This is a genomic window from Achromobacter sp. 1012554356 (assembly GCF_059760815.1).
In genome coordinates this window covers 71,482-84,237 of the sequence record NZ_JCBANC010000012.1, presented here as the reverse complement: position 1 = coordinate 84,237, position 12,756 = coordinate 71,482, and the positions used below count along the sequence as shown (strand labels likewise).

Sequence of the window (12,756 nt, the reverse complement as noted above, 5' to 3'; positions counted from 1 at the left end):
GCGATGACGGAATTGCGGTCAAGCGGCCTGCGCCTTGGTCGGGTCCCAATGCTGGCCCGGCACCGCGGCGATCAACTGGCGCGTGTACGCGTGCTGCGGGTTGTCGAAGATCTGCGCCGGTGACCCGTACTCGACCACCTTGCCGCGGTGCATGACCAGCACCGAATTGCAGATCTGCGCTGCCACGCGCAGGTCGTGGGTGATGAACACCAGCGCAATCTTCAGCCGCTGCTGCAGGTCGTGCAGCAGTTGCAGCACCTGCGCCTGCACCGACACGTCCAGCGCGGAGACAGATTCGTCGGCCACCAGCACCTTCGGTTCCAGCGCCAGGGCGCGGGCGATGCCGATGCGCTGGCGCTGGCCGCCCGAAAACTGGTTGGGATAGCGATCGAAGGCGGACGGGTCCATGCCCACCAGCGACAGCAGCTCGCGCGCCCGGGCCTCGGCCTGCGCGCGCGCCACGCCGTTGGCGACCGGGCCGTCGCTGATGATGCGGCCCACGGTGTGCCGGGGGTTGAGCGAGGCAAACGGGTCCTGGAAGATCATCTGGATCTCGTGCCGCATCGGCCGAAAGCGCGACTCGGGCAAAGTGGCGATGTCCTGACCGTTGAACAGCAACTGGCCGCCATTGATGCCAACCAGCTTGAGCAGGCATTTTCCGATGGTCGACTTGCCGGATCCGGATTCACCCACGATGCCCAGCGTCTCGCCGCGCCGCACGGCAAAACTCACGCCGTCCACCGCGTGCACTTCGCGCTTGTTGCCCAGCCAGCCGTGGCCGATCACGTAGGTCTTTTTCAGGTCTTTCACTTCCAGCACCGGGCGGTCGTCCGCGATCCCGGCGCGTTCCTCGCCGCGCCGGTGCGGCACCGCCGCGATCAGGCGCTGCGTATAGGGATGACGCGGGCGGTTGAGGACCTCGCTGGCCGGGCCTTGTTCGACCAGGATGCCTTTCTCCATGACGGCCACGCGGTGCGCGATCTCGGCCACCACGCCGAAGTCGTGCGTGACGAACATCACACCCATGCCTTTGGCCTTCTGGATGCGCGCGATCAGCGCCAGGATCTGCGCCTGCGTGGTGACGTCCAGGGCGGTCGTGGGCTCATCGGCGATCAGCAGCGCGGGTTCCAGCGCCAGCGCCATCGCGATCATCACGCGCTGGCGCTGACCGCCGGACAAGCGGAACGGGTACACGTGATAGAGCGTCGCCGGATCCGGCAGGCCTACGAATTCCAGCAGTTCCAGCGTGCGCTTCAAGCGCTCGGCGCCGGGGTAGGCGTCATGCACTCGCATCACCTCGCTGATCTGCTCGCCCACCGTCATCAGCGGGTTCAGGGCCGACAGCGGCTCCTGGAAGATCATCGCCATGTCCTTGCCGCGCATGGCCTGCAGCGCCGGTTCGTCCAGCTGCAGCAGATCCTGGCCGCGGAACAGGATGCGCCCCTGCTGCGGCGTCAGGTAGTCGGGCAGCAGTCCCATGATGGCGTTGGCGCTCATGGACTTGCCCGACCCGGATTCGCCGACGATGCACAGGATTTCACCCGCGCGGATGTCGTACGAGACGTTCTCGACGGCATAGGGGCGGTCGCCGCCCTTGGGCAGCGCGATGGTCAGGTTCTGGATGGACAGCAGCGGCGTCGATTCTGCGGTTTCAGTCATGCCGGCCTCCTATTCGCCGCGCTTGCGCAGTTGCGGGTTGAGGGCGTCGTTCAGGCCTTCGCCGATCAGGTTGATGGCCAGCACGGTCAGCAAAATGGCGACGCCGGGCCACACGCTCATCCACCATGCTTCGCGGATCATCGTGCGCGCCGCGCCGATCATGAAGCCCCAGCTCATCAGATTCCGGTCCCCCAAGCCCAGGAACGACAGGGACGACTCGGTCAGAATGGCAGTTGCCACCATGAACGAGGCCGACACGATGATGGGCGACATGGCGTTGGGCAGGATCTGCGTGCCCACGATGCGCGCTGGCGTCTGACCGATGACGATGGCCGCCTGCACGAATTCGCGCTGCTTGAGCGTCATGAACTCCGACCGCACCAGCCGCGCGGCCGGCGGCCACGACACCACGGCAATCGCGCCCATGATCGAGTACACCGATGGACTCAGGATGGCGACCAGCACCACGGCCATGGCCAGTTGCGGAATGGTCTGGAAGAATTCGGTGAAGCGCATCAGCGCGTCGTCCACGCGGCCGCCGCAATAGCCGGCCACCGAACCCACCAGGATGCCGAACAGCAGCGCCACCGCGGTCGACAGCAGGCCCACCATCAGCGACACGCGCGCGCCCCACACCAGGCCCGCGGTAATGTCGCGGCCCAGCATGTCCGTGCCGAACGGATAGTCCGCATTGGTGAACGGCGGGATCAGCGGATCGGCCACCATCATCCAGGGCGATTCCTCGTACAGCAGGGGGGCCGCCAGGGCCACGGCCACCACGATCAGCATGATGACCAGGCCGGCCACCGCTCCGTAATTGCGCATGTAGCGTTGGGCAAATGACTTCATGCGGATGCTCCTTGCTGCGCACCCGCGCCGATGCGCGGATCGATCAGGCGGTACAGCACGTCGGTCAACAGGTTGAAGACGACGACCATGATGGACGTGACCAGGAAGATGCCCAAGAGGAGCTGGTAGTCGCGTTGCAGCAGCGCGTCGAACATCAAACGGCCGATGCCGGGCCATGCGAAGACGGTTTCGGTCAGGACCGCGCCGCCCGCCATCTGCCCGAGCTGGATGCCGGCAAACGTGATGACCGGCAGCAGCGCGTTGCGCAGCACGTGCGCGCGGATCACGCGGCTGGGGCTCACGCCCTTGGCGCGGGCCGTCTTCACGAAGTCCATGCCGATCACCTCCAGCATCGACGCGCGGGTCAGCCGCACATAGACGGCCATGAAGAAGCAGCCCAGCGTCACCGTCGGCAGGATGAGATGCAGGGCGATGTCGCCCGCGCGCGCCCAGCCGGTCAGGTTGGCGCCCACGGTTTCCATGCCGAACGCCGGCAGCCAGCCCAGCACCACCGAAAACAGCAGGATGCCCATCAGCGACAGCCAGAAGAGCGGCGTGGCGTACAGGAGCAGGGCGCCGGTCATCACCGAGCTGTCGATCCAGCGGCGCTTGTTGCGGTAGCGCGCCTTGGCAGCCACCACGCCCAGCAGCACGCCCAGCACGATGGAAAACACAAAGGCGCACGACATCAGGAGAAAGGTGGCGGGCAGCCGCTCGACGATCAGGTCCAGCACCGGCACGTGGTTGCGGTACGAAAAGCCCAGGTCCAGCTGCACCACGCCCTTCAGATAAAGCAGGAGCTGCGTCAGGATCGGCTTGTCCAGCCCGAAAGCGACACGCAGCTGGTCCACGTAGGCGGCATCGCCCGCGCCGGCCTGGCCGGCGAGCACGGCGGCGGGGTCGCCGGGCGCCAGCCGTATCAGGAAGAAATTGATGATCACCACGCCCAGCACCACCACCAGGGCCTTGCCGATGCGGGAAAGCAGGAAAGACAGGAATCTCATGCTCGGGTCCTTTCAGGACGGGCTTTGCCGGCGGCAAGCGGGCCCATCGCGCAGCCGGGCGCTGCCGCGGACGAACCTGCGGCAGCGCCTTGGCAGCGCTTACTTCTTCTCGATGTAGACGTCGTCGAACGACTCGTTCAGACCGATGGCGGTCTTGACCAGGTTCTTCACGTTTGCGCGAGACAGGGTGGGAAACTCCATGTCGACCAGGAATCCATTGGCGACTTCGTTGACGAGCGTCGTCTGGATCTTGGTGTAGAGCTCCTGGCGCTTGGCCGGATCGACCTCGGAGGCGGCGGCCTCCCACATCTTGTCGGTCTCGGGGTTGCTGTATCCCTGCACGTTGGCAAAGGGCGATCCCTTGACGATGTTCGACGAGATGTACAGCCGCTGCACGCCCAGCGCGGGATCGCCGTACTGGTAGGTGAAGGTGGTCGTCAGGTCGAAGTCCCAGTTGCCGGTGCGGCTGGCCCAGCCGCCCGCGTCGGTCGATTCCACGTTCACCTTGAAGCCCAGCTGCTCCAGCGCCTGCTTGGTGTATTCGCCCAGCCGGTCCCAGGTCGAGCCGTACGGGAAGCTCAGCTGGCGGATCGTGTAGTCGCCCGGCTTGATGCCCGATTCCTTGATGAGCGCGCGCGCCTTCTTCATGTCGAACGGCATCGGCGGCATGTTCTTGTCGTAGAACATCTCGGTCGTCACGAACGGGCTGGTCGACACCTTGCCCAGGCCGAAGAAGATGTTGTTGACCACCATGTTGCGGTTCATCGCCGCCATGACCGCCTGGCGCACCTTCAGATTGTCGAAGGGCGGCTTGCGCATGTTGAAGATCAGGTAGGCCTGCGGCGAGAACATCTCCCAGCCCGCAGTGGTGTATTCCACGTTGGGCAGGCCGCGCAGGCGCTTGATGTCGACGTTGTCCACGTCGCCGCCGCGCAGCACGTCCACGCTGCCGCGCTCAAACGCCACGGCACGCGAGGCCGCATCGGGAATCACGTTGAACACCAGTTCATCCAGGTAGGGCTTGCCCGGCTTCCAGTAGTCCGGATTGCGCGCCAGCTTGATGTATTCGCCGCGCTTCCATTCCTTGAAGACGAACGGGCCCGTGCCCACGGGCTTCTGATTGGCGGGGTTGGTCATGTAGTCCGTGCCGGCATACAGATGCTTGGGCATCATCGGCGCAAAGCCGGGTTCGAACATCAGCATGAAGGCCGGGAACGGCGTCTTCAGCTTGATGACCACGGTCTTGGCGTCCGGCGCCTGCACGGAATCGACGAACTTGTTCAGGATGACGCGGGCGCGGGCATGGGTCTTTGGCAGCATTTCCGCCAGCGAGAACACGACGTCTTCGGACGTGAAGGGCTTGCCGTCGTGCCACTTCACGTTGTCCTGCAGATGGAAGGTGTAGGTCAGCCCATCCGCGGCGGCTTCCCAGGACTTGGCCAGGCCAGGCTGCGGCTTCAAGTCGGTGGAGTAGGTCAGCAGGCTTTCGTAGATCTTGCCCGCGACGAATTGCGTCGGCCCCTGCTGATTGATGGCCGTCACGATGACCGGCGGTTCGGGCTGGACGATCATGTTCAGCGTGCCGCCCTTGGTCTGGGCCAACGCTTGCGTGGCGGGCAGCGCGGCCGCAAGGACCATTGCGCCGATGCTTAGGGAAAACCAGTTTTTCGATTTCACTGCGAGCCTCCGGGCTGGAAAGGGTCGGACAGGCGGCCGCTCGGACGCGGCGAATGCCGTGCCGAATCAAGCAAACCTCATGCCACCTGCGTTTCTCGGGTACTGCGGGTGGAGCTGCTGCAACAATGCTTCGTTCAGGTGCTGGTTAAGGCGCCGCGCACCAATGCGGAGAAATTAGTGGTGCTTCGCCAGAGCGGCGAGGGCGGCGTGGTCGGCGGCGGTGCGGTGAGTGTCCGGCTGCAAGTTTTTCCCCTTTGCATTTTTGTTGGACGAAGCAGGCGTGCTGGCTACGGCTTGGTCAAATCATTCAGGGCGCTAACTGGCGCCATTGGCTCGCGCCGCCATGGCGTCGAGCAAGACGTTGCAACCGGCCTCCAGATGCTCGGGCCGGGCGTCTTCGATTTCGTTGTGGCTGATGCCGTCCTTGCACGGCACGAAGATCATCGCGGTGGGCGCGACGGCGGCCATGTAGACGGCGTCGTGTCCCGCGCCAGTGACGATGTTCATGGCGGGCAGGCCACGGTTCGCGGCGCCCTTGCGCACCTTGTCGACCAGATCCGTATCGAACGGCGTCGGCGGGAAATACTGCACGTCCTTCACGTCGACGTGCACGCCGTGCGCGACGGCGATGTCGTCGCAGACGCGCCGCCAATCCTGGTCCATGCGGGTCAAAGTCGCCTCGTCTTCGTGGCGCAGGTCGGTGGTGAATCGCACCTGGCCCGGGATCACGTTGCGCGAGCCCGGATGGGCGTGGATCTCGCCCACGGTCCCGCGTCCGTGCGGCTGGTGGGAGTTGGCAATGTTCACGACAGCCTGGAGCAAAAAGCTGGTGGCAAAGAGGGCGTCGCGGCGGATCGCCATGGGCGTCGGACCGGCGTGCATTTCCATGCCGGTCACCGTGACGTCGTACCAGCGCAGGCCCAGCGACCCCGTCACCACGCCGACGGTCTTTTCCTCGTGCTCGAGGATCGGGCCCTGTTCGATATGCGCCTCGAAGTACGCATCGACCGGGCGGCCGCCCACGGGATCGGCGCCCGCATACCCGATGGCGGCAAGCTCGTCGCGCACGCTGATGCCCTGAGCGTCGCGGGCCGACAGCGCCGTCTCCAGCGGAAATTTGCCGGCGAATACGCCCGAACCCATCATGACGGGCACGAAGCGCGAGCCTTCCTCGTTGGTCCAGATGGCCACTTCCAGCGGGGCTTCGGTCTGCACGCCCGCGTCGTTCAGGGTGCGGATGACTTCAAGCCCGGCCAGCACCCCGTAACAGCCGTCGAACTTGCCGCCCGTGGGCTGCGTGTCGATGTGGCTGCCCGTCATGACGGGCGGCAGGCTGTCGTCGCGGCCCGCGCGCCGGGCAAAGATGTTGCCCACCTGGTCCACGCGCACCGTCATGCCGGCATCGCGCATCCAGCCGGTCACCAGATCACGCCCCTGGCCATCGAGCGCGGTGAGCGCCAGGCGGCAGTTGCCGCCCTTGGCCGTCGCGCCGATCTGCGCAAGATCCATCAGGGACTGCCATAGCCGGTTGCCGTTGATGGACAGGGTGGGTGTCGTCATAGGTCGCCTCGGGGGTTGGAAACGTCGCCAAAGTCCTCGCGCAGGCGCGCCAGGATGCCAAGCAGGTGTGCGTGCATGGCGTGGCGCGCCCGGATGGGGTCGTGCGCCACGATCGCGGTCAGGATGCGCTGATGTTCGGCGTGGGCAACGGCCCACACCTTGGCGTCGACGAAGTAGTCCTGCATCCGGCGGTACACCGAGCTGGACTGGGTCAGGTTCCACAGATGGCCCACCGCAGCGGCCAGCGCGGCGTTGCCGCAGGCGGCGGCGATCGTCCCGTGGAACTCGCGGTCGTGCCGTCCCGGCGAATCCGTCAGGGACATGCCCTCATGCGCCTCGACGATCGCCGCAAGCTGGGCGGGCGTGGCGTGCTGGGCGGCCATGCCGGCGCATTCGGGTTCGATGATGAGGCGGGCCTCAAGCAGGTCGAACGGCCCGATGTCGTCGGCGGCGCTTTGCGCCGCACTGGCGTTCGGCCCGGCCGCCCACGCGGCGCCGCCGCCTTCCTTGTCGGCCACGAATACGCCGGTGCCGACGCGGACTTCAACGTAGCCCTCGATCTCAAGGGCGATCAGCGCTTCACGGATCGACGCGCGGCTGACCTGCAATTGTTCGGCCAGATCCCGTTCCGACGGCAACCGCCGGCCGCGCGGGAAGTCGCCGGCCCGGATGCGTCCCGCGATCTGGTCGGCGATCATGCGATACAGGCGGGTGACAGCGACGGCTTGGAAGGTGCTCATCGGGCGGTCTGCACAAAGGGTTGGCCTGGTGGTCAGGCCACCAATATAGGCACCTCGCCTTTGAAACAAAAGGGAAAACCGCCGCTTTCAGGGAAAACGATGTGAGGGATACCCCCCGCTGTTCGTCTGGTGGTCAGGCCAGTCAGGCGGCGTCGTCCGGCTCGGGCGTTTGCGTGAATGCGCGCACCAGCCGGGCGATGCCGTCGAGTTCGTCGTGGGCGCCCACCACCCATTCCGGCTTGCCGAATGGACTGTCCGCCGGCGTGTTGTCCAGATTGGTCTTCAGGTCGCCCAGAAGTTCCAGCGCCATGTCGGTGGCCTGGGGGCTGCTGCGGGTGGACAGGGCGATCGCGATCGCCAGCGCCTGGCGCATGGCCAGCAGGCGGCCTTCCAGTTCGGTTTCCATTGCATGATCCTTGTTTGCTGCGGGAATCGCGGCATTTTACGGGGCGGGGTCTGCGGCAGGCACGCATGGGAAGTCTTTGCCCCTCGGCAGACGCGGTGCTCGCCGTTTGCGCAAGATCAATGTGCCGGGGGCGGGGCAGGCGAATAATCCGGGTTATGCAAGCCGCTCTACGCCCTCAATCTTCGGAATCGCCGGCGCCCGCCACCGCCGAGCCGTTTTTTCCTCCCCAACTGCTGGCCCGGTTGGACAAGAACGGGCCGCGATACACCTCGTATCCCACCGCAGACCGTTATCACGGCAGCTTCAGCGAGCAGGACTACCGCCTCGCCCTGCAGCAGCGGCGCGCAACCAGTCCGGCCGAGCCGCTGTCGCTTTACGTACACATTCCCTTCTGCGAATCGGTCTGTTATTACTGCGCCTGTAACAAGGTAGTGACGCGCCACCACGACCGCGCCGCTCGCTACCTGGATGCCCTGTCTCAAGAAATCGCCCTGCACGTGCAGGAGCTCGGGCCCGGCGTGCCGGTGTCGCAGTTGCATTTCGGGGGCGGCACCCCCACGTTCCTGTCCAACGAAGAACTGGCGCGGCTGATGGGCGACCTGCGCGGCGCCTTCCGCTTCGAGCCCGATGCCGAGATTTCCGTCGAAGTCGATCCCCGCACCGCAACGCCCGAGCGCCTGGCTTTCCTGCAGCAATTGGGCTTTAACCGCCTGAGCTTCGGCGTGCAGGATTTCGACGAACGGGTGCAGGTCGCGGTGCATCGGGTCCAATCGTACGAAGACGTTGCCGCGTTGATGCATAGCGCGCGCGCGTTGGGCTATGCGTCGGTCAACGTGGACCTCATCTACGGCCTGCCGCTGCAAACCACCGAATCTTTCGCCCGGACCATCGAGCAAGTCATCTCACTGCGCCCCGACCGCATCGCGCTCTATGCCTACGCGCATTTGCCCGAGCGCTTCAAGCCGCAGCGCCGCATTCAAGAAGCCGACCTGCCGGACCGCGCCACGCGCGTCGGCCTGCTCAGTTCCGCCATCCAGGGCTTCCTGGGGCAGGGCTACACGTATATCGGCATGGACCACTTCGCGCTGAACACCGACGCGCTGGCCATTGCCAAGCAGCGCGGCGAGCTGCACCGCAATTTCCAGGGCTACAGCACGCAGCCGGACCGCGACCTCATCGCCCTGGGCGTGTCGGCCATCGGCCGCATCGGCGACACCTACAGCCAGAACGCCAAGATTCTCGACGAATACTATGCGGCCATCGAATCCGGAAAGTTCGCCGTCGAGCGCGGTCTGGCGCTTAGCCCCGACGATCTGGTCCGCCGCGAAGTCATCATGGACATCATGTGCCAGGGCCGCGTGGACTTCGCCCGCATCGAGGTCAAGCATGGCCTGCGGTTCGGCGACTACTTCAGCCGCGAACTCTCGCAAGTGGCCAGCCTGGCCGAACTGGGCCTGGTGAATCTGCATCTGGGCGAACTGCGGGTCACGGGCCTGGGCTGGTACTTCGTGCGGGCCGTGGCCATGGCCTTCGACAAATACCTGCGCTCGGCCATTCCCACCGCCACGTACTCCCGCATCATCTGATCGCTCGCGCGGCCCTTTGGGGCCGCGCATTCATTCCGCAAATTTGTCGCGCAGGTACAGCGCCAGCGACAAGTCATCGGACAGCCCCAGCTTGCGCATGGCGCGGCGCTTGTGCGTGCTGACTGTCTTCTTGCTGCGCACCAGCCGCCCCGCGATCTGCGTCACCGACAGGCCTTGTCTGATGTGACGCAGCACTTCCACTTCCGACGTCGTCAGCAGCGCGTGCGGGGCCGTCGGCTCCATGCCGCGGATTTCTCCGTCCTCCACCGTCAGGAAAGGCGTTTTGGCCTCGACGACGCCGCGGATCATGTCCGGCAGCAGGACCAGACCCCATTGCTTTGCCAGGTAGCCTGCAGCGCCGGCCCGATAGGCCGCGTACTCGGTCTCCTGGCGGTTGCCGGCCGAAAACGTGATGACCGCCATGTTGGGGTGATAGCGGCGCACCCGCCGCAGGTAATTGACGCCATCGACGGGTTCCAGCGGCAGATAGAAGTCGATCAGCGCGACATCGCAGGGATGCTTCGCCAGTTTTTCGAGCAGCGCGCGCGCCGAGGTTTCGCGGTGAACCACATGAAAGCCCGGGCGGCTTTCCAGGAACGCGCCAATGCCCAGCGCAACCACGGGATGGTCGTCCAGGACCGCGACGCGGATAACCGGTGGCGGCCGCGACAACAACAGGTGCTTTTGGATTTCAAAGCCGTCCGCCGGCGCGATAAGCGGGCCGTGAAGCGAGCCGCCGGTCATCTGGCTTGCAGTCTCTGAAACGCGATTCATCGTTGCTCCACGATCGGATTGGGGTCCAGGGCGATCCGCGCAGCCACGAGGCGGCGGTCGCTGGCGCATTTCCGTGCGCGGCCCTGAAATTCGTGGGCAGATTACGTGTTCGGCGCGCGTTTGGGTCGCAAAACCGGCCAAAATCAGACCGATCCACCAGCGCTAAACATCTCACCGTGGCCCCCCAGGGCTCCCTGCAATCCTCCGTGGCGTTTTCACCACGGGCAGCGCGCAAACGGTGCTACAATCGGCAACGATCCATGCAGCTATTTCGGCTGCATTTGTTTTGCTGCACCTTGATTCGCGCCTCGCATTGCGCGCACCAACAGGCCCAAACATGTTTTTCCCGCCCGCACGAACTACGACCCGGAACTTTCGCCCCATGTCGCGTTAGTTTTTTCGTGCGTCGGGTTTCACCGTGTCAGGTCAGCGGTAGGACTCATCAAGACAATCAAATGAACGCGGCTACGAGGCCGCGTTTTTCGTTTCTGTTTTCGTTTTTCAGTTCCAAGAACCCCAGGAAGCACTCCCGATGGTACAGATCACATTGCCCGATGGTTCGCAGCGCCAATTTCCGGGACCGGTAACGGTCGCCGAAGTGGCGCAATCGATCGGTACGGGCCTGGCGAAGGCTGCGCTGGGCGGCCGCGTGACGTTCGACGGCTCGGATTCCAAGCTCGTCGACACCAGTTTCCGCATCGTGGAAGACGCCCGTCTGGCAATCGTGACGGCCAAGGACGCTGACGGCCTGGACCTGATCCGCCATTCGACAGCCCACCTGCTGGCCTACGCCGTCAAGGAGCTCTTCCCCGACGCCCAGGTCACCATCGGCCCCGTGATCGACAACGGGTTCTACTACGACTTCTCGTACAAGCGCCCCTTCACGCCGGAAGACCTGGCCGCCATCGAAAAGAAGATGGCCGAACTGGCCAAGAAAGACGAAGTCGTCACGCGCGAAGAATGGTCGCGCGACGACGCCGTCGAATTCTTCAAGGGCATCGGCGAAAAGTACAAGGCGGAAATCATCGCCTCGATCCCGTCCAACGAGCCGCTCAGCCTGTACCGCGAAGGCGATTTCATCGACCTGTGCCTCGGCCCGCACGTGCCGTCCACGGGCAAGCTCAAGGTCTTCAAGCTGATGAAGGTGGCCGGCGCCTACTGGCGCGGCGACAGCAAGAACGAGATGCTCCAGCGCATCTACGGCACCGCCTGGGCAACCAAGGAAGAACAGGAAGCCTACCTGCACATGCTCGAAGAGGCCGAGCGCCGCGACCACCGCAAGATCGGCCGCGAACTCGACCTGTTCCACTTCCAGGACGAGGCCCCGGGCCTGATCTTCTGGCATCCCAAGGGCTGGGCCCTGTGGCAGCAGGTCGAGCAATACATGCGCAGCGTGTACCGCGACAACGGCTACCAGGAAGTGAAGGCGCCGCAGATCCTGGACATTTCGCTCTGGAAGAAGACCGGCCACTGGGACAACTACCGTGAAAACATGTTCACGACCGAGTCCGAAAACCGCGTCTATGGCTTGAAGCCCATGAACTGCCCGGGCCACGTGCAGATCTTCAATGCCGGCCTGCATTCCTACCGCGAACTGCCCCTGCGCTACGGCGAATTCGGCCAGTGCCACCGCAACGAGCCCTCCGGCTCGCTGCATGGCATGATGCGCGTGCGCGGTTTCACGCAGGACGACGGCCACATCTTCTGTACCGAAGAACAGCTCCAGGACGAATGCGCCGATTTCACGGCCCTGCTGCAGAAGGTCTACCGCGACTTCGGCTTTACCGAAGTCCTGTACAAGGTCGCCACGCGTCCTGAAAAGCGTATCGGCACGGACGAAGTTTGGGACACGGCCGAAGCCGCCCTGATGGAAAGCCTGCGCCGCACGGGTTGCGAATTTGAAATCTCGCCGGGCGAGGGCGCCTTCTACGGCCCGAAGGTCGAATACACGCTGAAGGACGCCATCGGCCGTCACTGGCAGTGCGGCACGATCCAGGTCGATTTCTCGATGCCCGTGCGCCTGGGCGCCGAGTACGTGGACCCGAACGACCAGCGCCGTCCGCCGGTCATGCTGCACCGTGCGATCCTCGGTTCGCTCGAGCGCTTCATCGGCATGTTGATCGAAAACCACGCCGGCGCCATGCCGCCTTGGCTCGCTCCGGTGCAAGCAGTTGTATGCTGCATTTCCGAACCTTCGGCCGATTATGCAGCCCAAATTACGCAAAGCCTGAAAAAACAAGGCTTTAGAGTAGAGTCCGATTTGCGCGGTGAAAAAATCACTCGTAAAATTCGGGAACACAGCCTGCAAAAGGTGCCGTACATTCTTGTCGTCGGCGACAAGGAAAAGCAAAACGGCACTGTCGCCGTACGTGGACTGGGCGGCCTGGACCTTGGCGCCATCCCCTTCGACGACTTTGTCTCCCGGTTGTCCGAAGACGTTGCCACCCGTCGCGACGTCAATCAACCTGATAGCAGCGCTGCTTAACATTTCTAGGAGCTTT

Annotated in this window: 10 protein-coding genes; 2 read left to right on the top strand and 8 right to left on the bottom strand. The window is 64.5% G+C overall.

The features are described from left to right. Window positions 1-18 precede the first annotated feature (18 nt). The 7 genes from AC6LJW_RS08330 to AC6LJW_RS08300 form a co-directional block, all read right to left on the bottom strand. On the bottom strand, window positions 19-1,659 hold the full coding sequence (locus AC6LJW_RS08330; protein ID WP_056569645.1) for an ABC transporter ATP-binding protein: 1,641 nt from the start codon (window positions 1,657-1,659) through the stop codon (window positions 19-21). A 9-nt stretch (window positions 1,660-1,668) separates the two neighbouring features. Further along, on the bottom strand, window positions 1,669-2,508 hold the full coding sequence (locus AC6LJW_RS08325; protein ID WP_056569649.1) for an ABC transporter permease: 840 nt from the start codon (window positions 2,506-2,508) through the stop codon (window positions 1,669-1,671). Continuing rightward, entirely contained in the window at window positions 2,505-3,512 is a 1,008-nt protein-coding gene (locus AC6LJW_RS08320; RefSeq protein ID WP_056569653.1) for an ABC transporter permease, read from the bottom strand. Before AC6LJW_RS08320 ends, AC6LJW_RS08325 begins: the two co-directional genes overlap by 4 nt. A gap of 99 nt (window positions 3,513-3,611) precedes the next feature. Continuing rightward, window positions 3,612-5,189, bottom strand: a complete 1,578-nt coding sequence (locus tag AC6LJW_RS08315; RefSeq protein ID WP_056569658.1) for an ABC transporter substrate-binding protein — start codon at window positions 5,187-5,189, stop codon at window positions 3,612-3,614. Between the two features lie 315 nt (window positions 5,190-5,504). Then, window positions 5,505-6,749 carry a Zn-dependent hydrolase gene (locus tag AC6LJW_RS08310; RefSeq protein WP_498086944.1) on the bottom strand — a complete coding sequence of 415 codons (1,245 nt, stop codon included), beginning with the start codon at window positions 6,747-6,749 and terminating at the stop codon, window positions 5,505-5,507. Further along, window positions 6,746-7,489 (bottom strand): FadR/GntR family transcriptional regulator, encoded by a 744-nt coding sequence (locus AC6LJW_RS08305; RefSeq protein ID WP_056569663.1) that lies wholly within the window; start codon window positions 7,487-7,489, stop codon window positions 6,746-6,748. The genes AC6LJW_RS08310 and AC6LJW_RS08305 overlap by 4 nt, the downstream gene beginning before the upstream one ends. A gap of 142 nt (window positions 7,490-7,631) precedes the next feature. Beyond that, window positions 7,632-7,895: a hypothetical protein gene (locus AC6LJW_RS08300; RefSeq protein WP_056569666.1), complete on the bottom strand. Its 264-nt coding sequence runs from the start codon at window positions 7,893-7,895 to the stop codon at window positions 7,632-7,634. Between the two features lie 155 nt (window positions 7,896-8,050). Here AC6LJW_RS08300 and hemN point away from each other — a divergent pair, with 155 nt between their 5' ends. Beyond that, window positions 8,051-9,481 (top strand): oxygen-independent coproporphyrinogen III oxidase, encoded by a 1,431-nt coding sequence (gene hemN, locus AC6LJW_RS08295; RefSeq protein WP_498086943.1) that lies wholly within the window; start codon window positions 8,051-8,053, stop codon window positions 9,479-9,481. Between the two features lie 30 nt (window positions 9,482-9,511). On the opposite strand, the gene AC6LJW_RS08290 is transcribed toward hemN, so the two are convergent. Continuing rightward, a complete protein-coding gene (locus AC6LJW_RS08290) occupies window positions 9,512-10,225 on the bottom strand; it encodes a response regulator transcription factor (protein WP_056569674.1) in 714 nt (237 codons plus the stop codon). A 562-nt stretch (window positions 10,226-10,787) separates the two neighbouring features. Here AC6LJW_RS08290 and thrS point away from each other — a divergent pair. Continuing rightward, window positions 10,788-12,740, top strand: coding sequence for a threonine--tRNA ligase (gene thrS, locus AC6LJW_RS08285; protein ID WP_498086942.1), 1,953 nt, complete (start codon window positions 10,788-10,790; stop codon window positions 12,738-12,740). Window positions 12,741-12,756: the final 16 nt, after the last annotated feature.